Genomic DNA, 24,635 nt, shown 5'->3' with positions numbered 1-24,635 from the left:
ATAGCCCCATAGTATGTAATTAAAATGTGAGTTTTTGCTCACTTTATAAAAAATAAGATCGATTCTATGCGCCTTCGGTCTGAATTTTGAATATTCTTTAGATAAAATAAGACATTATTGGGGGCGCCAATGAATGACGAACGAACTACGGAAAAGATCGCCGCATTAGGTCCTTTGACTATCAATCGGATCCGCATAGGACTTGTTTTCTTAATCCTAGCGTCTCTCGGTGCCTCTTGGGAACAAAGTTCCTTTGCGCAAAATATGGCTTATCTAGGAGGAACGATCTCTATGGCGATCGTCTCCTTGGTGAATTTGTTCTTTTCATATCGTAATAGTCGGATCCCGAAATCTCTCGGGATGATTTCAGTTCTTTTAGATGTGATCATACTTGCGAGTGTTATGTTTTTCGCCGCATCCACCGATAAAGATATGTCTTCCGGCATCATTCGGCAGATTATATTATATGCAATTAATGTAATATTAATTGTATATTCTGGATTACTCCTGGTGCCTAAATTTGTAGTGATTACGGGGATCGTATCTGCGGTTGCACAAGGTACGGTAATATTAAATTGTTATCTCCATGGAGTGGTATTCTCCGAGGAACCGTTAGAAGTCCTTTCTCCAGGATTTGCTTCCACTTCCGAACAAATTTTAAAACTAATTTTCTTGATCGTGATCGCTTTTATAGTAAGAAGTGTGATCAACATATTCGGGCTTATGCGCGACGCAGAAGAAGAAAAATTAAACACTATCATCGTATCCGGAAACGAATTGAAAAAAAGTAAGGAAAGGATGGATTCTGCCGCAGTTTCATTAAAGGAAAAATCCAGATCTTTAAGAAACTTCTCTAATGAATTTTTTGATGTGATCAATAATCACGCCGCTTCTTTTGATGAAATAGGAAGTACTTTAACCGAATTTTTATCCCAAATTGAAAGTGCTGCTTCTAGCGTTAAGGATCAATTCGGAAGGATAGAGTTACTCGTAAAAGAAAGCCAAAATTTAAGATCTTTGATCGATAAAATTTCAGGTTATTCTTCCGAGTTGAACGGACGGATTCATTCCGTTTTGAATACTGGTAAAGAAGTGACCGAATTTGTTTCGGGTCTTTCCGAATCATTGGAATCTCTGGGAGAATCTTTTCGTTCCGTGGGAGAGGTTACGGTAATAATGGCCGATGTTGCGGATCGTACCAATCTACTTTCTTTAAATGCTTCTATAGAAGCTGCAAGAGCCGGAGTTGCAGGAAGAGGATTCGCAGTGGTTGCTACTGAAGTTTCTAAACTTGCAGAGAGTAGCGGACAAAATGCTGCAAGGATCTCTAAAATAATCGGTGAATCTAATGATTATGTAGACAAGGGCAGAAATAGAGCCTTGGTAACATCGGAGAAGGTCAGGAACCAAGAGGATCAATTTGCTACGTTCTTAGGTAGATTTAACGAATTGAATGGACTTCTCGAGGATCAGATGAAAATAAACGATCAATTCCTGGCTAGCTTATCAGAATTACGTAAACTTTCCGCTGGGATAGAGACTTCTTCAAATGAACAAAATACCGGGGCATCCATGATTATGGGAGCGATATCCGAATTACAAGGTTCGATGGATTCTTTATTGAGAAAGAGTGAACTTTTGTCGGACACAATAAAGGTGCTCGAAGAAGAAGCCGAACTGCTCGGAAAGGAGTATTGATCTATATCAGGTAGATGCTCGGATATATTAGGGACTTATTAAATAAAGGGCAACGTTAACTTTCTTTTGCAATAAATTTTCCACGAATAAAACCCGAAAAAAGATCGATTTATTCGCCACTTTCCCGTCTTGGATATTAGTTAATAAAAATGTTCCTAAGGCGGGTTTTTCTAATATGGTAGCACGTTCCGAAACGGAAAAAATTCTCGCTCAAGGTCCGATCACGATCAATCGAATCAGATTCGGACTCACATTACTCTATTTCGCCTCCATTGCGATGGGTTATAAAAGAAGTACCCTATTCCAAAACTCGCTCTATATTCTTGGAACCTCGGCTATGGTGATATACGTCACCTACTCTTTCTTAAAAACTAGATTCGGAAGCGGAGTATCTCCTTTTTTAGGAAAAGTTTTTATAGTAACTGATGTTGTCGTACTTTGTTTAGTCATGATTGGCGCGACGACCGAAGATGCAAAGCTTGCTTCGAATGTTATCAAACAAGTTGTACTCTATACGATTAATGTTATATACATCGTGTATGCGGGGCTTTTGCTTTCTCCTAGATTCGTATACTTGACTGGTTTTTTAACAATCCTATGCCAGAGTTTAGTAACCGTAAATGCGGCTCACACAGGGGTCATTTTTACGGAAGATAGTATAACTTCTATCACTCCCGGTTATGCTGCTATGTCGGAACAGATTACTAAGATGTTGTTCTTAATGACTACTGCATTCATAGTCGTCGCAGTGATTAAGATCTTTTTACAGTTAAAGAGTGTAGAAGAGGAAAAATCGCAAGCCATCGAAAAGTCCAAAGAGGATTTGGAACATGGTAGGGTCAGAATGACCGAATCCGCTGTTTCTTTAAGAGAGAATTCTAGAAAGTTAAAAGATTTCTCCGATGATTTTTCGGAAGTGATAAGTAACCATGCGGCATCTTTCGAAGAGATCAGTTCCACTATGGAAGAATTTTTAGCTCAAACGGAACAATCTACAGAAACAGTAAAAGACCAATTTACAAAGATCGAGGGATTATTAGGAGAAAGTAGAAATCTAAATACTCTGATCGATCGTATCTCCGGTCATTCCAACGACTTAAATCGTAATATGGATATAGTCTTGGATGCGGGAAAAGCTGTAAGTGAATTCGTAGATGGTCTTAGAACTTCCTTAGAATCTTTAGGAAGTTCTTTCCGTTCTGTGGGAGAAGTGAATCAGATCATGTCTGATGTTGCGGATAGAACCAACCTTCTTTCTTTGAACGCATCGATCGAAGCTGCAAGAGCAGGGAATGCAGGAAGAGGATTTGCAGTGGTTGCAACTGAAGTTTCCAAACTTGCAGAAAGTAGTTCTGAGAACGCGGATCGTATTTCTAAAATTATAAATGAAAGTACCAAATATGTCCAAGACGGACAAAAATCCGCTCATACTGCGAATGAAAAAGTGAAAGAGCAGGATACTTTGTTCACAAACTTTTTAGATAGTTTTAAACAACTGAATCAATTATTGAGCGAGCAGAAAATTGTGAACGAGCGTTTTTTGAACAGTCTTTCAGTTTTAAGAAATTTATCTTCAGATATCGAGGCCGGCTCAAAAGAACAGTCACTTGGTGCTAATGCAATCATGACGTCTGTATCTTCTTTGCAAAGTTCTATGGATTCTTTGTTAAGAAAGAGTGAAATGTTGGCGGAAACCATTAAAATTTTGGAAACTGAAGCCCAAACATTGGCATCGAAAGGTTAGTCTGTTTCCGATAAAATTTCCGAACTAGTTTGTATAGAAAAATCTTGAATTCTAAACACTAGGGATTAGAAAAGTCGCTCCATGGTTTATTTTAACTCATGGGCGATCTCTTCGCTCATCTGTTCCATCTTTACCTTTATCATTTTTGCTTTCTTAGCTGCGCTAAAGAAGAAGGCGAATTATACGAGCGCGTTCTCATATCTTTTTCTTTTCGTTTTTTTGATCAATTTCGGGTTCTTCTTCTCGGCGATTCTTCCGTTTCCGGAAGCGTCTTATCACAGACTAGTTACAGGACCGGCGGCAGTATTTGGTACGATCTTTCTATGTATATTTGCGTACTTATATCCTAGAAATGATCATCCTAAGGAAGCAAAGTATGTGATCGGATCATTGCTTGGGATATCTTTAATTACGATCTCTTACTCATATTATCAGATATTTACGAATAAACCTTTATTCGATTTTACAGGGCAGATATACAATTACCAACAAAAGGTGGGTAATCTGCTCGCGGTTTCCTTACTTGCTTTCCTTCTGGTAATGATACTGATTCAGGTCCGAAAAATTATCAGAGCAGATAAGGAAGAAAGAAAAGCTTTAGTACAGATGTCCTTGGGAATGGATGTAACCTATTTAGTCCCAGTGGTTTCTAATCTTTTGTTTAGATCGGGCGTAATCACTTTTAATGCGTTCCAGCAATTATATGTCGGTTTTATGATCTTGGGATATTTTACCCTGACTATATTATTTATTAATAATACAGTAGATAAAACTTCTTTTATGACAAAGATTATAGGGATTACAGTGGCTACTTGTTTGGTTTTTGCTCAGGCATTTTCTACAGTAGTGAATCTTAAAAATGAATCCTTATTTGATGAGATCAGTATTAAGGAAGCCCAGGCATTCTTGAATACCGGCAAATCAGAAGGTTCTTCTATTGCATATGCCGTTTCTTTGGGAGATTCTTCCACTAAACCCAAGGTTTTGATAAAATCAGCTGGCATTGAGCCTAATTTAAATTTGGCCCAAAAGGAAATTTTAGAAAATAGAAAATCAGGGAATTTCCTAAAAAGAACTCCAACTACGAATCTTCCTAAAACAAGTTCAGATGGTTACGTACCTTCTCCTAATGATCTGTTTTATTCATATTATCTGAGAGACGAAGTAGAAGAAAGAACTCTTCTAGTAGCATTTCCTTATCTGCATTATAGAAAGTTTTTGGATGAAACGAATAGTTGGTTGGTGTTCTTAACTCTTTCTCTTGTGTTTGTGATCTTAGTTTTGTTCCCATTCTTCTTCAATCGAAGTTTGGTGAGACCTTTGAACACATTGATCCGGGGAGTGGGAGAAGTAAATTTAGGAAATCTTACGATCCGAATCCCAGTGCTCGTCCAAGATGAGATAGGTTATCTTTCTGAATCCTTCAATAAGATGGTGGGAAGTATCCTAGAAGGAAGAACTAAATTAGAAGAGTATGCGGATACTTTGGAAGAAAAGGTGGACGCTCGCACGAAAGAAGTTACCGAAAAAATGGAAGAGATCCATTCACTCAAGGTACAACAGGATGGAGATTATTTTTTAACTTCTCTCTTAAGCAAACCGTTGATGACGAACTGGAATAGAGCTATTTCGGTCACGACAAACTTCTATATTGAACAAAAGAAAAAATTCGTTTTTAAGAATAAAGAATCGGAGATAGGGGGAGATATTTGTATTAGTGGAAATCTTTTATTCGGTTCTGAAAAGGAAAGATGGTCGGTTTTCTTAAATGGAGACGCGATGGGAAAATCCATGCAAGGAGCGGGAGGAGCCATCGTACTCGGAACGGCTATGAATAATATCATGGCTAGATCTGCAAGCCAAGGAAAGGTTTTAAATATCTCCCCGGAAGATTGGGTGAGGGAATCTTACCGAGAGTTGGATGATATTTTCAGAACATTCGACGGAGTGATGATGGCTTCCGCCATTCTTGGCCTCATTAATGAAAAGACCGGAAAGATGTATTATTTTAATGCGGAACATCCTTGGGCGGTACTTCTACGAGATGGAAAAGCATCTTTCTTAGAAAGAGAATTAACTTTACGTAAACTAGGTTCTCCTTCCGAAATGAGTTTTAGGATTTTGGAATTCGATCTGAAACCTGGAGATATTCTATATGTAGGCTCCGATGGAAGAGATGATATCAATTTAACCGAAGATGGTGTGAATTGGATCATGAACTCCGACGAGAATATGTTCCTCAAAACAGTAGAGGAATCCAAAGGAGATCTTGATAATTTAGTGGATCGCATCCATAGTTTAGGCGCATTATCCGATGATCTTTCTTTGATCCGCATTGGATTTCATGAAAAACTTTCTCCGAATATAACGGAGTCTAAAACAAGTATCCCTGAATCCGTACTTAGAAAATATACCGAAGCCAAAGCTCTTTTACAACAAAGAGAGATCGGTACCGCAGTTGTATTATTGGAAGAAGCGTTACATTCTGTCCCTTCTTTCAAAGCGGCTGCAAGATTATTGGGACAAGTTTATTATGATCGAAAGGAATATGATCCTTCTTCCCGTTGGTTTGAAAAATATTTAGAGTTTGATTCGGACTCTCCTAATATCTGGTTCTTACTTTCCGTATGTTATAAACATTTAAAAGAATACTCAAAGTCAAGCCAGGCTGCGGAGAAGGTCCGTATCTCCCAACCTCATCGTCTTGCGAACCTGATCAACCTTACGGACAATTATAGATTATTAGGTCGCTTTAACGAGGCACGTTCAATCTTGGAAGCAGCAGAGTCTATAGATGGAGAAAGCCCTGGAGTCCGAAAGCTGGACGAACTATTGAAATCGAAGGGCTACTGAAACAAATTTAGATTGTGGAATCGGCCATTTCACAATGTTTTGTAAAAAAGACGCCTTTTTAGAACTCCAAAGGTGGAACTCGAGGTGCCACAATGGCTAATTTATACTATGATAAAGATACGGACCTTTCCGTATTAAAAGGAAAGACCATCGCCGTAATCGGATACGGAAGCCAAGGTCACGCACAAGCTCAGAACATGAAAGATTCCGGACTGAAAGTTATCATCGGTCTGAAAGAAGGATCCAAATCCAAGAAAGAAGCGGAAGAAGCAGGTTTCGAAGTATTCTCCGTTTCTGAAGCAGCTAAAAAAGCAGACATTATCCAAATCCTTGCTCCGGACGAGATCCAAGGTGATATCTACAAAGCTGATATCGAGCCTAACCTGAAAGACGGAGATGCATTAGTTTTCTCTCATGGATTTAATATCCATTTCGAATTCATCCAACCTCCTAAAACAGTAGACGTTTACATGGTAGCTCCAAAAGGACCAGGACACTTGGTTCGTAGAGTATATGTAGAAGGCGGTGGAGTTCCTTGTTTGATCGCTGTAAACCAAGATGCGACTGGAACAGCAAAACAAAGAGCACTTGCTCACGCAGCTGGAGTAGGTGGGGGAAGAGCTGGTATCCTCGAAACTACTTTCAGAGAAGAAACAGAAACAGATCTTTTTGGAGAGCAAGTAGTTCTTTGCGGTGGTCTTTCTAACTTGATCATGGCAGGATTCGAAACTCTTACTGAAGCCGGTTACGATCCTGAGATCGCTTATTTCGAATGTTTACACGAAGTTAAACTTATTACTGATTTGATCTACGAAGGTGGATTAGCTCGTATGCGTTATTCCATTTCCGGAACTGCAGAGTACGGAGATTATGTTTCCGGACCTCGTATCATCGATGCTGGCGTTAAAGCTCGTATGAAAGATGTTCTTGCTGATATCCAAAAAGCAAACGGTTCCAAGTTCGCAAAAGCTTGGATCGCGGAAACCAAAGCTGGTTATCCTGAGTTCAATAAGATGAGAGAGAAAAATGCAGGACATCCAATCGAAGAAGTAGGTAAAAAATTACGCAGCATGATGAAATGGCTGAGTAAATAATAAAATCCTAATATTTGGATATTAAAAAGGCCGGAATTTTCCGGCCTTTTTTGTTTGGTGGTTATGGTAACTTCTTCTCGCCCTTTGCGTAACTAAAAAGATCCCTAAAAATCAATAGTTGTTCGAAAACGCGGGATTCCCCCTGGAACATTTTGGAAATTTCTTGCCCTAAGCCTTAAAATCGTTCTAAGTTTGGAAAAAAAATCGAAAAATCCTAGGTCTTACGTCTGGTACTCGCTCTTAGAAGGTATCTATCCTTAGGGCAAAAAAATAATGACAAAGCCTAGCTTTTTGCTATTTTGAGACACCCAAGCCAGGAGGCTCTGATTGAAATCCTTAATTTCCATAATCGGAATTTCCCTCTTTTTGTTTTCTACTGATGTGTTCGCGCAGAAAAGGTTAGGCCTTATCTTCGGATCCAATTATAAAGGAAACAAAGCCGGAATCCCTGAATTAAATCTTTGTGAGGCAGATGCCAAATATCTACACGATGAGATCAAACGTGTAGGAAAATTCGATGAGATCAAAATTGTTTTGGGTAAAGATGTAACCAAAGACAATATACAGAAAGAGATTAAGGCTCTCGCTTCTAAAGCAAAAGCGGACGATACTGTATTTCTTTATTTCTCAGGTCACGGCGCTTTTCAAAGGGATGAAAAAGCAAAGAACGGAATGAGAAACCTCATCATTTGTTATGATAGGCCTCACCTTTCCGACGATGAGTTGAACGATTATTTAGAAGGGATCAAATCTCCTAAAACGGTTTTCGTTTTCGACTGCTGCTTCTCCGGAGGTATCGCTAAAAAAGGAAAGGCAACCAGAGGTTCTGCTAATGTTCCAATCCCGGAAGGAAGTGATGGAACAGTAAAACAAGATTCTCAGGACTTCTTCTTCCAAGATAAAGCGATCATTTCCAGCGCGGATGATAACCAAACTGCGATCGAAGTTGGCGGAACAATCAATCACGGGATCTTTACTTATAATTTCGGAAAGGCTCTTTCTAGTGGGGACTTAAACCAGGACAACGTAATCACTGCGCTCGAAGCATTCTTCGCTTCTAAAGACGAAACAGTGAATATGGCTAAAAAATATGATCACGAACAAGTGCCTCAGATTTCGGGTAACGCGTCCGGTATCTTCTTAGCTGGAGAAAAAAAGCCTGATCCTCCAAAACCAGTAGAGCCAGTTAAACCTCCTGTGAATCCTACTCCAGTTCCGGATGTTCAACCTCCTAAACCGGAACCTGAAACTCCAGTCGTTACTAACGAAGAACCTCCAGTTGTTCCTACAAACTTAAAAGGTGATTTGGTAATCAAAACCACGATCATCCAAGATAGAGCTTACGCAGTTTCTGATCTTCCTCCGGAGATCCGTATAACTTCCGGTAAGAAAAGAGTGGGGAATCGTTCTATTAGAGTACTCATAGACGATAAAGAAGTGGATAAGACGATTACTACTGAATCCTCCAATTATTGGGGAGCGACTAAGAGAATGGGGAAACTCACTCCAGGCGCGACTTACACTTTAACCATTAAAGGTGTTCCAGCCGGAGTTCATAAGGTAACCATCCAGGCGGATGATTATCCTGAGGTTCAAAAGACCCAGGCAGTTCTTCCTAATAAGAGAAACGATCTGGAAGTTGTGGCTTCTATGACAGGTTATGGAGCGATCCGAGGAAAAGTATTTTACAGAACCTTGGATAACCCTGTGCTCAATCAGCCGATTTTCATGCCTACGGTTACAAGCGTAACTGGTATCAATAAATTAAATACTGATCAAAATGGTAACTTCTGGTTTACGAACTTAAAACCGGGAGAGTATGAGATCAAAGCTACTTTCGCGGAAGATCTGAACTTGAATAATGCTGATATTAAGGTGAGAGAGGGAGAAGTAACTGAAGTGGATATTATCCTGAATGTGAAACTTCCTTCTACTAAAACCAAATATTAAGAACAGAATATTTAGTTTTCAGGAGAGCCTCTCGAGAGATCGAGGGGCTTTTTTTGTTCCTGGTTTGGGTTTTAATCTTTTTGGAAACTATTCCATTGTTTGGAATTGATTCTTCTTTTTCGAATTTCGACTAGGATTTTCATTTGTCTTCTGTCTAACAAATTCCCAGCTTTTAGACCGGATTCCGGTAAAGCAGTGTCGTTTGTAAGATTAGCAAAGGTTTTTCCGATTTTTGCGAAGGAACTCCGTAGATCCGGATCCATTTCGGGATATATCATAAATCGCCTCCGTGCGACCCCATTCGGGAAAAAAGGGAGAAAGTTCCGGGTTTTCCATCCTTGGAAAGGAAGCTTTCTCCCAAACTGTACTTCGGGACTTTGCGAAAATACTTGAGATATTTTTTTTCTTGTACGAAAAGAAAGTGCGGAGTAAATTCGGTAAAATGCAGATCCGTCTGGAAAACAGGACTGGTAAAAGATCGGGGAGATTCGTCGTATACGAGTACGGTACGGATCTATTCGGTTACGTCTATGTGGACAAATTTTTGGGCCGCGACAGAGGCAAAATGGTCTCCACATGGTTGATGCAAGATGTCGGTTCTTTGGTTCGTCTTTTGGACCATGAAATATACAAAAGAGAGACTGAAAACTACGAGAACGTTACTTTAGCGGTATGAACGCCCTCAACAGGGTCCACCGACTTGGATCCGAAATTTCCCGCCTGGATAGGATCATCCAAAAGGAAGAATCCACCCTTTCCTTATTATCCACTTTTAGAATACTTTCTTTCTTATTTTTTATCGCATGGATCGTCGGAGTTTATCTCTTACGAACTGTATCTGATCTATATTATTTACCTTCTATATTTATCTTAGCCGTTTTCTATCGTTTATTGTCGGCGTACCAAAAGAGAAGAGAGAAGATCAGAAGGTTGCATGTCTGGTCCGATTTTTTAACAGCTCAGGTCTCAAGGATCCAATTGGATGGAAAACATTATCCAAAGTCCAAAAGAGAATATTATAAAAATCTGGTTTTAGAGACTGGACTTCCTTCTTGGACCAAGGATTTGGATTTTTTGGGGGAGAAGGGTATCTTTTCCAGAATAGACACCACCGTTATCCAAAAAGGAACTTCCAGATTTTTAGAATATTTTTTAGAAACTCCTGAAGAATCAAAAGTAGTAGCAAGACAAATTGCAGTTATAGGCCTTTCTAAAAAAACAAAAGTACTCCAAAAACTACTCAGACAATTTAGATTGTACGAAGCTTCTTTTCCGGCAAGAAGAGAAGGAGAAGATGAAAAACTCCCTTCTTATATTCCTAAGATCGGTAGTCTTCAACCGGAACGTTCCGAAAAGAATAAGATAGATTTCCCATTCAATCTATTCGAAGAAGAGCCGAATGATTTTTGGAAATTTTCTTTTGGAAAAGTTTCAGGTGCACTTAGGATTTTATTTCCGGTTTGGCTGACTCTTGTTTGGCTTTTGGTATTCGGAAGTTTTTTATTCGGACAAACCTGGGGATTCGGGATCTTTATTCTTCACTCTGCATTTTTCGGATCATATAGAAATAGATCCTTAAAAATGTTACAACCGATCGCGGAAGATTCGGAAACATTAGAGGAATTAGGAAAACTTCTACTCTATATTCGTTCTTCTAATCTTTCCGGAGCAAAAGGAGAAGTTTTTCTTTCCAATTGGAATAAGAAGGAACTCAAAAACTCTTGGAAGCAATTTCTGAAAATTTCCAATCTGGCTGCTTATACCCAGTCTCCTTTAGCTCACGCATTATTGAATATTTTGTTCTTCTTTGATCTTTGGATCTGGAGAAGGTATACTTCTTGGTGGAATAAAGACGGCGCTTCTTTAAAGGCATCTATGTCGGATCTTGCCGAGCTGGATTCTTTACTTCCACTTGCAAATTTAAGTTGGATAGAACCAGAATTTACTTTCCCTATATTAGAAAAATCAAATGCAATAATCCATGCAAAAAATTTGGTTCATCCATTAATCCCTTCAGACAAAAGGGTTGCGAATGATCTGGAGCCTATGCAACCAGGGAAACTTCTTCTTTTAACCGGATCGAATATGTCCGGAAAAACCACTTATTTAAGAGCATTAGGAATTTCGGGAATATTTGCAATGGCAGGGGGGCCTGTACCTGCTTCTGAATTTATAACTCCAATCTTAGACGTACATTCCAGTATCCGAAATGAAGACTCTGTAGAGGAAGGTATCTCCTTCTTTTATGCGGAAGTCAGACGACTGGGAAGAATATTGCAGGATATTAAAAATTCCCAAAAGGGTAGATTAGTACTCTTAGACGAGATCCTAAAAGGTACGAATTCAAGAGAAAGAACAATCGCCTGCAAAGGGATCTTGAAAAAGTTAAGACAGTACGGTGTGTTCGGAATTATTACAACTCATGATCTGGAATTGGCCGATTTACCTGAACTTTCTTTATTTCATTTCAGAGAAGAAATTGAAAACGGCAAAATGACTTTCGATTATAAGATCAGATCAGGTATTGTCCAGTCCAGCAATGCTTTGGAAGTTTTAAGATTAGAAGGTTTGGATCTGGACTAAAATCGGACTTCGGTTGGTAGTCGGTATATCCCTTTTTTGTCTTGCCCGACAAGCTCTCTAAAATTCTAATCAATTGGAAAAGATGAAACGTTTACCAAGCAATCTTAAATTGATCGGCGGATACGCCATCTACTTTGTTCTCATTCTAATTTTATATAAAGCAGCTTTCCTTTGGGTCTATTCTTATAGATTAGAAGGTGCGGAAACCAAAGATGTTTTGTGGGCGATCTTGGTAGGACTTAGGTTCGATATTTCCGTGATCGGAATGATCTTAGGACCATTCGCTTTTCTTTCCTGTCTTCCATATATAAATCGTTTTAAGTTTTTCAATTTTTTCTGGGGATACTTTCCGATCTTGATCAGTGTTTGGATGCTTTCTCATTTGATCGCTGATATAGTTTATTTCGAAAATGCGAATAAACATATAGGTTACGAAGGTTTCGTTTTTATAGGAAAGGATATGGGCGTGATCTTGAAGTCCGCCTTCGAACAGAATCCTTTCTTAGCTGTGGTCGCTTCTCTTCTAGTTTTGGTATTTCTACCTTTATCCACTTATCTTTTCTTAAAATTTAATCCGTACAAACACGAGCCTGAGTCTTGGAAAAGGGACTCTATCCTTTCTTTCGTAGTTTTAGTGTCGGTTGTTTTCGCGATCCGAGGGGGAGTTCAGGAAACTCCTTTGAGAGCGAGTAATGCAATCGTTTCCGGACATTCTTTCGTGAATAATATCGCGTTGAATGGCGTATTCACTTCTATCATGGATTTGAAAAGTCAATCCATTCCGAATTATCTAAAGTTAGAAACAAAAGAATCTGTTCGTATAGTTAGAGAAGAGATCTCTTATGAAGGCGCTGAGTTCATCGGAAAAAAATATCCTCTATTAAGAAAACAAAAACAAACCAATAACGGCAAACCTCCGAATATCGTTTTGATCCTTCTAGAAAACTGGACCGGAAAATTTATAGATCCGATCAGTGATGGAAAAGTTTTCGGAAAAGAGCTCACTCCTAATTTTAATAAACTGTTAAGAAAAGGAAAATTTTATACCAGGTTCTTTGCCTCGGGCGGAAGAACTACTAATGGTATGATGTCTATTCTCACCGGATTGCCTGATAGACCTGGACTGACTGTCGTAAGAACTCACCAAGTACTGGGAAATTTTTCCGGGATAGGAAATATTTTCAAAGGTTTAGGATACGATACATTTTTTGTAACCGGTGGAGATTTAAGTTTTGATAATAAAGCAACTTTAATGCCTCATTGGGGATTTGATTCTGTTCTGGGCGAAAAAGAGATCGCTAAGTTGAATCGATTCAAGATCGGTGCCTGGGGTTATGACGATGCGGATGTACTTCAGGTATTGCACGAAAAAATTTCAGAATCTAAAAAACCTTTCTTAGGAGTTTCTCTTACATTATCCACACATTATCCGTACCGTGCTCCGGATCCTAAATTTAGGATCTTTAAGGAAGATGAGAGAGACTTTGAATATCTAAATGTGTATCATTATGCGGATTGGGCACTTAAAGATTTTATGGATCGGGCGGAAAAATCCAAGTACTTTGATAATACGATCTTTGTATTTGTAGCGGATCATACTCACCATCGTTATTTGGATTATTACGAAGACAGAAATATTCCGTTTTTAATATATTCTCCGGGAAGAATACTGCCTGCGATCGACGATAGAGATGCTTCTCAATTGGATGTGATCCCTACGATCTTGGGTCTTGTCGGTAAGGAAGCATACTTCTCCGCTATGGGGCGGAATTTGCTGGCTCCTAAAAAGACGGAGTCTGCATACTTTGCTTATGGAAATTTAATCGGTTGGATAGAATCGGATCTATTCTATATCCACTTTGTGGATGGAAATCGTAACTTAAAATATTCTGCAAAAGGTCAGAGAGAAGAAGTAAGTCTTTGTGATACGGAAGCCCGGATCTGCGATTCTCATTTTAATAAGGCGAGAGCTTTTTTGAATCTTAGCCATGAATTGATGAATCAGAATTTAGTGTTTCCGACTAAGGAAGAGTTGGAAAGAAAAGAGTATTAATTATTTCTCTTTTTGTTTTTTATCAGGCTCGGAACTACTTCCGCCAAATAGGCCGGTGACACCGTCCCAAAGATCTCGGACATATTCTCCGATCACAGATCCTGCGACTCCGCCTGCGTAAGGTCCGCCTAAAGGAATTAGATAAGGTCCGAGTAATGTCATACCGGTATATACGCTTCCAAGCCAGATAGGATCTACATAAGGTATACTTTTTCCGAAAGTCCCTGCATAGATAATTGGGATCTGTAAACCTTTGCCAATATACTTTCCACCTAGGCGAAGATGTAATCTCATATCTATCTTTTGGTCAAAACCTACAGTACCTTTTCCGTCTACGTCCATTCCACTGTTTTCGATTTCCAGTTTCATGTTGGGGAAATACATCTCGTTCCCTCCAATTTTCACATCGGATCTAAGGGCTTCGAATTTTAACTGCCTTCCATCCACTCCTTTGAATGTGATGATCTTACCGACCGTATTCAAAACCGGTACCATGAAGTTTGCGTAACCTACTAGCTCTCCATTTTTAATAGTTATATTCCCGATCCCTTTCATGTTTGCAAAAAGTTCGGTAACGGAATCCCTGGAATGATTTCGGATCTGTGTTTCGAAAGAGAACCAACTAGAAAGTTCACCTTCCATAATTTTTTCGGATATATAAGGAAGAAGGACTTTATCTACCTGAAGTCTATGCGCATCTCCTTCCACTTCTATTTTGGGGATATCAGGATATATTTTAGCTTTTCCTAATATTTCTCCATTATAGATATATGCATGAAAATTCGGAATAGAAAGAAGCGGATCCACATACTTCGCTTCCATTTTGATATGAGCGAATCTATGTTTGAATGCGAAAATATTATTCAATTCTCCGGTAAAGTAGAAGATACCAGGAGGAGAATTCGGATCGAAAAGATCTTCTCTTACCTGGAATAGTTTTCCTAATTTCAAAAGATTATGATAGTCTCCATAATCCGCTTTGATATCGAACTGGCCTAAACTTCTGTTCTTCCAGTTCACACTTCCCTTTGCAGTTGCTTTCGCTACTCCTTCCCAGATTGCTTCTATAAAAGGAAAGGCCACTTTTTTATTGATCAAGTCCAGATCGAAGTCCACATTCAATCTGATATTTCCGAAAGGAAGCCCTCCTTTGTATGCAAGATCCTTAATTTGGTTTCGGATCTTAAATTTGAAGATTGTACCTTCTTCTTTTATTACTTCAGTTCTCCCGGAAATTTTCGTTTTGGAGAAATCTCCTGCAGGGAAAATATTGAATATTTCTCTAAGCAATGAAAGTGAAAGTTCTTCCGTTTTTAGGACTGCACTGAATTGTAATTTTTCCCAATTCACTGGAAAGTTTTGTAAGCCGCCTGTCATTTCCAGATCTATAGGTTGATCGTCTATTCTTCCTTGGAATAATAGATCTACATCCTTTCCATAAAAAGAAACGGAGACCTGAGACTTTTTAAAATATACTACATATTTTTTATCGTGATTTTGTTCGTTATATACTAATGTGAAATTATCTATTTCAATATTCTTTAAACTGATCGCAAAAAAGTCCTCGGTAGAAAACCCGATCCGAGAGTTTACATCATCTAGAAGTTCTTTTACATTGCTCTTCTTTTCTATTTCCTTCTTCTTTCCATTCAAATATTCGACAATATCGAAAGATCCATCCTTTCTTCTCTCCAAATGAAGGGATCCTCCGTTAATGGAAATATCTCGGACTTCTATCATTCTTTTGATGAGACCGAACCATGAAATATCTATATCTACTTTATCGCTGACTGCGATGAGAATATTGTCTTTTCGGATCTCAATTTGATTTAGTTCGATTCCGGGAAAAGGAAGAAGGTACAGATCAGAATCTGCAACCCTGATGTCTAGGTCGGTGGAACTTCTAAGACGATCTAATATAAATTCTTTATATACGTCTTTCTTTTGAACAAAAGGAATATAAACGATCAGTACGAATAATAATACAAAGAACCCGAGAGCGGAGACGTAGCGGATCTTGTTCTCTTCTAAATACCGATTGAGCACATCCCAGGAGCGCATTTTATTTTCCGTCCGGAAAATGACAATAGGACTTATGACCTTCGCCTAGATCTTTCCATTCCGGAGTTTTTTCGGAACAGATCTCTTGTGCGATAGGACAGCGAGTATGGAAATGGCAACCTTTCGGTTTTCTTAATATACTTGGGACCTCTCCTTGCAGAGGAGTTTTACGGATTTTTCGATTTTCTACTTCGAATATCGCTCCGAACAATGCCTTTGTATAAGGATGAGAAGGTTTTTCAGCAATCTGGGATTTAGTGCCGATCTCTACGATTTTCCCTAAATACATGACTGCGATCTTGTCGGAGATAGATTTTACGATCCCTAAATCATGAGAGATGAATAAATAAGAAAGTCCGAAATCAGCTTTCAATTTTTGTAATAGAAGAAGTACTTGAGCCTGATTGGATACATCTAAAGCGGAAACAGCTTCATCAAAAAGTATAAATTCCGGTTTTAGGATTAGAGCTCTTGCGATTGCGATCCTTTGTCTTTGTCCCCCGGAAAACTCATGAGGATATCTGTTTAAAATTTCCGGCGACAGCCCTACTTTTTCTAAAATATCGGCAGCTTCCTTCTCTGCTTGTTCATCCGTATAATTTTCATGGATAAACAATCCTTCCGTTAAAATATCTTTAATATTTCTTCTTGGGTTTAAGGAAGAGTATGGATCCTGGAATACGATCTGGATCTGTTTTCTGAGTGGTAAAAACTCTCTTTCTTTCAAATCTAAGATCTCTTTTCCTTTGAAAAATATAGATCCTGAATCTGATTTAAGAAGTCTGAGTATCGCTCTGCCTAATGTGGATTTCCCGCATCCGGATTCTCCTACTAGGCTAAAGGTTTCTCCTTCTTCCATTTCTAAGTTTACATTTTCTACGGCTTTAATGATCGATTTTCTTCCACCAAAAAAGCCTTCTTTTCCGTAGCTTACGTTCAGATCTTTAATTTCTAAAAGTTTCATCCAGCAAGCTCCTTCTTCTCATTCAAGAAGCAAGCGGATAGATGCCCGGGCTCATTCGTATTTTTTAATATAGGTTTTACTGCGTTACACTCAGAAAATACGAAATCACACCTGTCCGAATAATGACAACCTTTAGGGTAATTCCCGGGAGAAGGTAGTCTTCCTTCTATCGGTTTAAAAACGCCGGTCTGAGAAAAATGAGAAGGTAAAGAATCCAAAAGATCCTTTGTATAAGGATGATTCGGTTCATCCAATACCTGATCCACGGTTCCAAGTTCGGCAATTCGTCCGGCATACAATACGCAGATACGATCCGCTATATGACTGACCAAACCGAAATCATGAGAGATGAATAATACGGATAAGTTCATCTTTTCTTTGAGCCTTAGTAGGAGTTCCACTAACTGTGCCTGGACAGTAACATCCAAAGCAGAAGTAGGCTCGTCCGCGATCAGAAGTTCAGGATCGCACATCAACGCCATCCCTATCCCGACCCTTTGTAAGATCCCTCCACTCAACTGATGAGGATAACAACTCATCCTTAATTTTATGTCGGTAATTCCTACTGCCCCTAGAAGATATTCGGCTTTATCTTCCGCTTCTTTACGGGTGCCAAGCCCATGTTCCAAAAAACCTTCCGTCATTTGGTCTTTTATTTTGCTTAAAGGATTTAGAGCGGAGAAGGGTTCCTGGAATACGTAGGAGATTTTTTTTCCTCGGATCTTTCTTAAAGTTTCCGAGTCGGTTTGAAGAAGGTCTGTTCCTTGGAATAATACTTTTCCATTCGAGTATCTGAAAGATTCATGAGGAAGTAATTTTGTGATCGCAGCGGAGCACACTGATTTTCCACAACCTGACTCTCCTACTAAAGCAAGAACTTCTCCCTTACGGATCTCGAAATTTATATCTTCCAATAATGGAACGAACCTTCCTTCTTTGGAAAGTTCTAAATTTAAGTTAGATACTTGGAGAATAGCTTCCGAATTCATTCGTACGTTACCTTCTCCTTAGAATCAAAAGAATCACGTATCCCTTCTCCTATAAAAGAAGAAAGAAGAATAGTCGCCGCCAAAGATAAAGAAGGAAATGCGATCAACCACCAGGCTCTTAGATTATCTCTTCCTTGGCTGATCATTTCTCCCCAAGAAGGATTTGGTGCTGGAATTCCGTAACCTAAAAAGTCCAGAGCACTCAAGATGGAGATGGAACTGATAAGTGCAAAAGGTAAGAAGGTCACAAGCGGAGTGATCGCATTCGGGAGAATATGATTTTTCATAATACTCCAAGAGCTGGCGCCTAACGCTTTTGCCGCATCTACATAAGTGAGTGCCTTGGATCTATAGAATTCTCCCCTCATATACATACTGATACCTATCCAACTTAATGCGGAGTAAGTGATCCCTAATACTATAAAACCTCGGCCGAAAAAGGAACCCATGATCAGTATCAAATATAAGAAAGGAATAGCGGATAAAATTTCGATGATCCTTTGTAAGATGATATCCGTTCTTTTTCCATAATATCCTTGGATCCCGCCTATAATAGTTCCAAACAGGAATTCTATGATTACTAGTATGAGTCCGAAACTCATAGAATTTCTGTACGCGTAAAAGATCCGAGTGAATACATCTCTTCCTCGATCATCAGTCCCAAGCCAATGTTTTAGGCTAGGAGAAGAAGGAGGGTTTTCGTCATCATCGATTGTTTCTAAATTGTCTTCGTTGTATCCGTATGGGACTGGAGGAAATAGGATCCAGTTATCATCGTCGTCTTCGAAATCTTCTCTCAATTTTAGTTTTTTATAATTTATGGGAGAATATTCGGATCCACCGAAATCCTTATCGGTATAACGGAAGAGGATTGGGAATTTCCAAGAATCGTCATACGAAACGATCCAAGGTTGATTATTTGCAAGTATCGGTGCAAATAAAGAAATGATATAAGAAGTCCCTAAGATCCAAAGAGAGATCCAAGCTTTTGTATTGGATCTAAATTTTTCGAATCTTCTTTTGGCTAAAGAGTTCATGCTTCGAAATTGATCCTAGGGTCGATGATAACATAACATAGGTCGGAGAGAATGTTTCCGATCAATGAAAGAAAACTTTGGATTAGTAGTAACCCCATCATCAGGTTTGTATCTCTTTCCGTAACTGCTTGGAAACCGAGTAATCCGATCCCGTCTATACTGAATACCAACTCAATGATCAAAGATCCGGCTAATACCAAACTTAAATTAGAACCGAATCCTGTTGCGATCGGGATCAGGCTGTTTCTGAAAGCGTGTTTGTATATTGCATCTTTGAAAGATAAACCTTTGGAGATCGCTGTCCTTACGTACTCTTTAGAGATCTGGTCCAAGAGAGAGTTTTTCATCAAAAGGGTGAGCATCGCAAAAGATCCGGAAACATAACAAAGCACCGGTAAGAACATATGCTCTGCTCTATCTATGATCTTTTCGAAAAAATCCAAGTCATCGTAGTTATCAGAATATTCATGGCCTAGAGGGAATACGGAAAACACTTCTCCGGAAGAGAACAAATATAATAGCAACATTGAAAGTGCGAATACTGGAATCGAGTAAGCAATCAATATAATGATACTAGTTCCACTATCGAATGCCTGCCCACTTTGGATTGCTTTACGAATCCCTAATGGAATACAGATTAGATAAGAAAGTAAAAATCCCGAAAGGCCGAATGTCAGGGAGACCGGTATCTTTTCGAAAATGAGTTCGTTTACAGGACGGGAATGTAATCTAGATTCTCCCAGATCTAAACTAGCGACGTCCCATAACCAGTACAGATAAGCAACCGGAAGAGGTTTGTCCAAACGTAGTTTTTGTTTTAGGATCTCTATCTCTTCGTTGTTGATCAAAGAAGATCGTGCCCCATCCTCGTTGCCGTATCCTCTTAACTTTGCTATCTCCCTTTCCAAGGGCCCACCTGGGGCCAGGTGAGATAAAATAAATACCAGGAAAGTGATTCCGAGGATTGTAGGAACGATCAGAAAGATCCTTTTTAAAAAATAATTTCTCATTCTGATTAAAGTCCGTTAAAAATCGCAACTTGCTTCGGACACCGAACAATTTTTCATACCGTTTACCAGGGATAAAGGTTTTTTCTCCGGCCTAATCCACAATTAACGGAAAGGTTTTAGTTCCAGATAACCTTTTCCTTTTACGGATTTTCCTTCGATATCTCCGCCGACTTTTACCGCACCTTCCCAATAAATTAGTCCAGTGCTAGATCTTGCGTCGAATTCCTGCTCTTCAAATTTGGGCGAGATATTCAGATTAAATCGTTCGGAAATTAATTTCCATCGTAATTTATAGGAATTTCCCGTTTGGTCACTCTTCCAGGTCTTATCTTCCGGAACAAATTTTAGATCGTTTTCGTTTTCTAAAGAGATTACTTTTCCGTCCGGAGAACGGTAAGTCCCGAACGTTTCGACATCTCCTGCTTTGTTCTTAAAGTTGAATGCCATAATATCGGAGCCGTCTTCCATTTGTATACAGATCCAATCCCAGGAAATGTCTTTGGAAGAAAGATCGAATGCAGCCTCGGTTCCTTCTGGACTACTCCACTCATGGTCCATCCAGCTTGTGCCTGATTTTACATGGTATTCTTTTCCTTCTAAATAAAGAGAGCCTTTGGTTTCCAAACGAGGAATACTATAATAGTAAGAGAAAAATTTAGGATTCTTTCTGCTCTTGAGAGACTTCCCGTTTTTGCCGTGGATAAGAATATTTTTGGATTTGGTACTTAGCTCCAATTCTAAACCGAAGCCTGAGTCTGTTCTTGGAAAAGCTGAGATCCGGAAGTCCGCGGGACCGGTAACTTCCATACGGTAGTCTCCGCTCCATAAATTGTTCTTATCTTGGCCGGCGACTCCACCTAACTCCCTTTCGATTGTCTGAGAGATCTTATGTTTTTCATCTTCTAGATCGGAGATTGCAAAGTGAACGGGATATAACGCAACTTTTGGCCCAAGGTAAGCTCGGAAGAAGCTTAACTCATATCCTAATTCTTTACCTTCTTCCGTATCCAAGATACCGATGAAATAACACCATTCTACTCTGTATCCTTTATGGAAAAAATGGTCTTGGGGGAATTTAAAACCATCGGTTTTAGGGGCAGCGAATCCGTTTCCGCTCGAAATAAAGAACAAAGATGAGAACAGAACTGAAATTAGGATCCCGGAGGTTCTATTTGGTCTTACGACTCTGTTTGTTAATAATTGGAAGGGCATATATCGTCCTTTTTATTCTGTCGGACAAAGTCCTGAGAAATTAGACCCGACCATGGTTTCTTTTTCTTTTTAAGTATTCAATCGATTCGTTTTTTTTATTTTTATATTCGGAGAAGATCCTAAAATTTGAAACAAGTTGTGAGATCCTGTGTCAGTTATTAAATACGGGATTGATATTATGGCGAACCCTAAACCCAGAAGCGAAAGACAAAAAGTCAAAAAATTCATACAGTATGTATTCGCGAGAATACTGGTAGGTACTCTTTCTATTTTCCCATATATCCTGAGGGGAAAGATCCTATTTCATATTATTCGATTCTTGGCCAAAACGACAGGCGCTACAAAAAAAAGGATCGAAAGACATATACGAACTGCATTTCCTCAAATATCGGAATCCGAGATACAAGAGTATATTTTTCATAACCTCAGAAATCTATCTCATATGGCTAATGAGTTCTGCGAAGAACCTAGAATGAATAAAAAGTTCATAGATAAATGGGTGACCTTCTTACCAAATAAAGAAACCCATACTCGTTTATTCGAGAAGGGCGGGATCTTGGTTTTAGGACATTTGGGGAACTGGGAAACTATGGGAGTTTCCATTTGTTACACCGCTCCTAAAAATGAGCTATATGTATTCGCAAAAAGACAATCCAATCCTTGGTCCAACGCTTGGATCGAAAAGAACAGAGCTTCCCAAAGAATTAAGTTAGTATACACGGATGAAAGTCCGAGAAAGGCACTGACCTTATTGAAACAAGGAAAGTTAGTCGCCTTTATATCGGATCAAGATGCAGGTAATACCGGGTCCTTCTTTCCTTTTTTAGGAAATATGGCTTCTACATTCTTAGGACCCGCGACATTTTCCAGAATGACTGATGTTCCGATCTTATTCTGTAGCAGTTGGTACGATAAGATCGGGAAATTATATTTTCATGTAGAAGAATTCGAAAGACCGAATTTGGATCCTAGAAAGGACCCGGAATTATGGGAGAGAGAATTCACTTACAAATGGGTTAAACGTTTAGAAGAAGAAGTTTATAAACATCCGGGTGATTATTTCTGGCTGCATAGACGTTGGCATACAAAACCTGAAAACAAAGAAGAACTAGACAAGTTCTGGAAAGAATTTAAATCTTCTGCTGAAAAATCTAAGGTTTGATCAGAAAGCTGTCGGCTTTAGAGAATTTCTTTTTAGTTCCGCAGTTTCCAGATTTTCTTTCGATACCTGGTAAGGTAAACCTTGGGATGTGAATAATTCCACACAGACACCGCAATCTTTTACTAATTCTCTAAAACGGATCTTATTCTCTTCACTTACTTCTGTCCAAAGATCTTTTAACTCTTTCGGATCTTTAGAAAGATCGAATAGACGTTCTTTAGAAGGATTAGAGTTCAAATTCATTATATAATGATAATTTCCCTTAATATAACTGATCCCAACCTTATACAAAGAGATCTCATTATTATTGGTGATAATGATCCTACGGTCTCCGTAAATATCTTTCAGTAAGGATTTACCTTCTAGATTGGTAGAATATTTTTTAATCGCAGGATTGTTTTCTATATTCAAAATATCTATGAAAGTTGGGATCAGGTCTGTATTCGCTACGGGTCTATCCGTGTTTTTTCTGATCGCTTGTAGATTTACGGATTCTTTAAGAGAATTCGGAATGTATACCAACATAGGGATAGCGATAGTTTCCACATAATTGCTATCTATATGCCCTAGGTAATCATGCTCAAAAAGAGACTCTCCGTGATCAGAAGTGAAAATCACCATGGTGTTCTCTAAGAAACCTTCTTTTTTCAGATAAGTGTAAACTTCTTCCAAAAGACTGTCCATGTGGCGAACAGAGTTATCATACTGATCTGGAACTGAATCCACTGCGAAAAACTTGGATTCTTCCGGTACTATGTATGGAAAGTGATTCGTATTGAAGTGTAGAACTCCTGCGAATCTTTTGCCTGAGGTCTTAAATCCAGTAAGATATCTTTTGAATTCTTTTACAGTTTCTCTATCATCGATCCCGATATCATTGAATACTTTTAAACCGCTTTTTTCTTTATCCCAAAGAAAATCGATCCCGGAGTTTTTGAAAAATCCTTCGAAATTATTCCACTGCAAATTATGGCTAGTGATATAGAATGTAGAAAGTCCTGCAGATTTTCCATACTCCCAGAACAACGGATAAGTATGAGTCATAGGAACAGGTTGAGAAGGAGAAACTCCGGTTAATATACTTGGAAAAGAAAGAAGAGTAGAACTTGAATTTGAATATGCCTTTTTGAATAAGAAATACTGGCTACGGTCCGCTGTTTGCGCGAATTTAGACATGAAAGGAGTGGTGTTTCTTTCGTAACCGTATACTCCTAAACTTCCTTTTCTCAAACTTTCCGTTATTACAAATAGAACGTTGAATCCAGGATTGGAATTAATCTGAGGCAGTCTAGGTTTGTTCCTGGATTGTAATCCTGCGGAACCTAGACTATCTCCCGTTAGATGATTGTATAAATTTCTCCAAACGAATGCGATCGTGTTGGTATCTGAAACATATACCTGGTCATTAAATCTGGTATTATTATGTAAGAACCCGCTGATCGCTAAAAATACGATCACCACTCCAATCCTTACTGGAGTTTGGAATCTGTATCTTAAAGGTTCTTTAATTGTAGTGAACCAAAGAGAAGCTCCTAATACACTAAAGGAAAGAAGTCCGAAAACCAAAGAAGATTTAGTGAATCCGCCTTCTACGATCGTCCAACTATTCAAAGGTTCATGAAATATAAAAGAGAATACGAAGAAGTTGGGCATGATCCCGGTATACGCATAGTATCCGTACGAACCCAATAATGTTCCTGTGTAAAAAGATAAGATCAGAAAGAATACTATATAGTATGCTATCTTAGATTTTTGCAGATATAATATTCTCAGAAGAATGATTACTGCAGAATATAGAATTACGGAATAAATGAATGAGAGAAAATAAAACATCCATTGTAAGGGTTTGAATGTCGGTAATATTTCATCTCTGACTACGATGTCTGAAATTAATATTACTGCTGGTAAAACCCAAACGGAATAACGGGAGAATGTCTCTAGTATATTTTTTTTATTTATAGTTCCCATCTTTATCCAAAATTCCTAAGGATATGTAATTCGTCAATTACACCAAATAGGTTACACTTTCTCAACGACTAAAAAGAAAGTTATAAAAAATGAATATTAGACCGATGTTCAGTCGTGATTAAGATCGATTCTAATTTATTCTTATAAGTTTTAAATTGAACAAATCCTATAAAAAAAGTGACTCGGTCTCAATCGAATACTTGGAGTTAGACGTGCTTTATAAATCGATCGTAAAGTTTTTTGGAAGAGTATACAAT

Annotated in this window: 17 protein-coding genes; 9 read left to right on the top strand and 8 right to left on the bottom strand. The window is 38.7% G+C overall.

The window, feature by feature from the left end; all coding sequences use genetic code 11:
* Positions 1 to 129: 129 nt before the first annotated feature.
* From EHO58_RS01700 to EHO58_RS01680, 5 genes are all read left to right on the top strand, one after another.
* Entirely contained in the window at positions 130 to 1,698 is a 1,569-nt protein-coding gene (locus EHO58_RS01700; RefSeq protein ID WP_135678250.1) for a methyl-accepting chemotaxis protein, read from the top strand.
* 175 nt (positions 1,699 to 1,873) lie between these two features.
* Complete coding sequence (locus EHO58_RS01695) at positions 1,874 to 3,442, top strand: methyl-accepting chemotaxis protein (protein WP_135628015.1); 1,569 nt, start codon at positions 1,874 to 1,876, stop codon at positions 3,440 to 3,442.
* 81 nt (positions 3,443 to 3,523) lie between these two features.
* Complete coding sequence (locus EHO58_RS01690; protein WP_135678249.1) at positions 3,524 to 6,295, top strand: SpoIIE family protein phosphatase; 2,772 nt, start codon at positions 3,524 to 3,526, stop codon at positions 6,293 to 6,295.
* Between the two features lie 92 nt (positions 6,296 to 6,387).
* A complete protein-coding gene (ilvC, locus tag EHO58_RS01685) occupies positions 6,388 to 7,389 on the top strand; it encodes a ketol-acid reductoisomerase (protein ID WP_100704979.1) in 1,002 nt (333 codons plus the stop codon).
* 327 nt (positions 7,390 to 7,716) lie between these two features.
* Positions 7,717 to 9,339: a caspase family protein gene (locus tag EHO58_RS01680; RefSeq protein WP_135678248.1), complete on the top strand. Its 1,623-nt coding sequence runs from the start codon at positions 7,717 to 7,719 to the stop codon at positions 9,337 to 9,339.
* A 71-nt stretch (positions 9,340 to 9,410) separates the two neighbouring features.
* On the opposite strand, the gene EHO58_RS01675 is transcribed toward EHO58_RS01680, so the two are convergent.
* Positions 9,411 to 9,617 carry a hypothetical protein gene (locus EHO58_RS01675; protein WP_086447697.1) on the bottom strand — a complete coding sequence of 69 codons (207 nt, stop codon included), beginning with the start codon at positions 9,615 to 9,617 and terminating at the stop codon, positions 9,411 to 9,413.
* 164 nt (positions 9,618 to 9,781) lie between these two features.
* Here EHO58_RS01675 and EHO58_RS01670 point away from each other — a divergent pair, with 164 nt between their 5' ends.
* The 3 genes from EHO58_RS01670 (at position 9,782) to EHO58_RS01660 (ending at position 13,975) form a co-directional block, all read left to right on the top strand.
* Positions 9,782 to 10,015, top strand: coding sequence for a hypothetical protein (locus EHO58_RS01670; protein ID WP_100708743.1), 234 nt, complete (start codon positions 9,782 to 9,784; stop codon positions 10,013 to 10,015).
* Positions 10,012 to 11,922 carry a MutS family DNA mismatch repair protein gene (locus EHO58_RS01665; protein WP_135678247.1) on the top strand — a complete coding sequence of 637 codons (1,911 nt, stop codon included), beginning with the start codon at positions 10,012 to 10,014 and terminating at the stop codon, positions 11,920 to 11,922. The genes EHO58_RS01670 and EHO58_RS01665 overlap by 4 nt, the downstream gene beginning before the upstream one ends.
* 82 nt (positions 11,923 to 12,004) lie before the next feature.
* A complete protein-coding gene (locus EHO58_RS01660) occupies positions 12,005 to 13,975 on the top strand; it encodes an LTA synthase family protein (RefSeq protein WP_135678245.1) in 1,971 nt (656 codons plus the stop codon).
* On the opposite strand, the gene EHO58_RS01655 is transcribed toward EHO58_RS01660, so the two are convergent.
* The 6 genes from EHO58_RS01655 to EHO58_RS01630 form a co-directional block, all read right to left on the bottom strand.
* The gene (locus tag EHO58_RS01655) at positions 13,976 to 16,036 is read right to left on the bottom strand and encodes an AsmA family protein (RefSeq protein WP_135678244.1); all 2,061 of its coding nucleotides are present in this window, start codon (positions 16,034 to 16,036) and stop codon (positions 13,976 to 13,978) included.
* A 1-nt stretch (position 16,037) separates the two neighbouring features.
* The gene (locus EHO58_RS01650; protein WP_135628021.1) at positions 16,038 to 17,000 is read right to left on the bottom strand and encodes an ABC transporter ATP-binding protein; all 963 of its coding nucleotides are present in this window, start codon (positions 16,998 to 17,000) and stop codon (positions 16,038 to 16,040) included.
* Positions 16,997 to 17,989 (bottom strand): ABC transporter ATP-binding protein, encoded by a 993-nt coding sequence (locus EHO58_RS01645; protein WP_135628022.1) that lies wholly within the window; start codon positions 17,987 to 17,989, stop codon positions 16,997 to 16,999. Before EHO58_RS01645 ends, EHO58_RS01650 begins: the two co-directional genes overlap by 4 nt.
* The gene (locus tag EHO58_RS01640; RefSeq protein WP_135678242.1) at positions 17,986 to 19,026 is read right to left on the bottom strand and encodes an ABC transporter permease subunit; all 1,041 of its coding nucleotides are present in this window, start codon (positions 19,024 to 19,026) and stop codon (positions 17,986 to 17,988) included. Before EHO58_RS01640 ends, EHO58_RS01645 begins: the two co-directional genes overlap by 4 nt.
* Positions 19,023 to 20,036, bottom strand: coding sequence for an ABC transporter permease subunit (locus EHO58_RS01635; RefSeq protein ID WP_135678241.1), 1,014 nt, complete (start codon positions 20,034 to 20,036; stop codon positions 19,023 to 19,025). The genes EHO58_RS01640 and EHO58_RS01635 overlap by 4 nt, the downstream gene beginning before the upstream one ends.
* A gap of 102 nt (positions 20,037 to 20,138) precedes the next feature.
* Positions 20,139 to 21,248, bottom strand: a complete 1,110-nt coding sequence (locus EHO58_RS01630; protein WP_135628025.1) for a lipocalin-like domain-containing protein — start codon at positions 21,246 to 21,248, stop codon at positions 20,139 to 20,141.
* Positions 21,249 to 21,426: 178 nt separating this feature from the next.
* On the opposite strand from EHO58_RS01630, the gene EHO58_RS01625 reads away from it, so the two are divergent.
* On the top strand, positions 21,427 to 22,410 hold the full coding sequence (locus EHO58_RS01625) for a lysophospholipid acyltransferase family protein (RefSeq protein ID WP_135678239.1): 984 nt from the start codon (positions 21,427 to 21,429) through the stop codon (positions 22,408 to 22,410).
* Here EHO58_RS01625 and EHO58_RS01620 read toward each other — a convergent pair whose 3' ends face one another.
* Positions 22,411 to 24,378, bottom strand: a complete 1,968-nt coding sequence (locus tag EHO58_RS01620) for a phosphoethanolamine transferase (RefSeq protein ID WP_135678237.1) — start codon at positions 24,376 to 24,378, stop codon at positions 22,411 to 22,413.
* Positions 24,379 to 24,635 lie beyond the last annotated feature (257 nt).

The organism is Leptospira selangorensis (assembly GCF_004769405.1).
GTDB classification, from domain to species: Bacteria; Spirochaetota; Leptospiria; order Leptospirales; family Leptospiraceae; genus Leptospira_B; species Leptospira_B selangorensis.
Note: the sequence above shows the minus strand (reverse complement) of the source record. Positions and strands in the feature narration are given on the sequence as shown.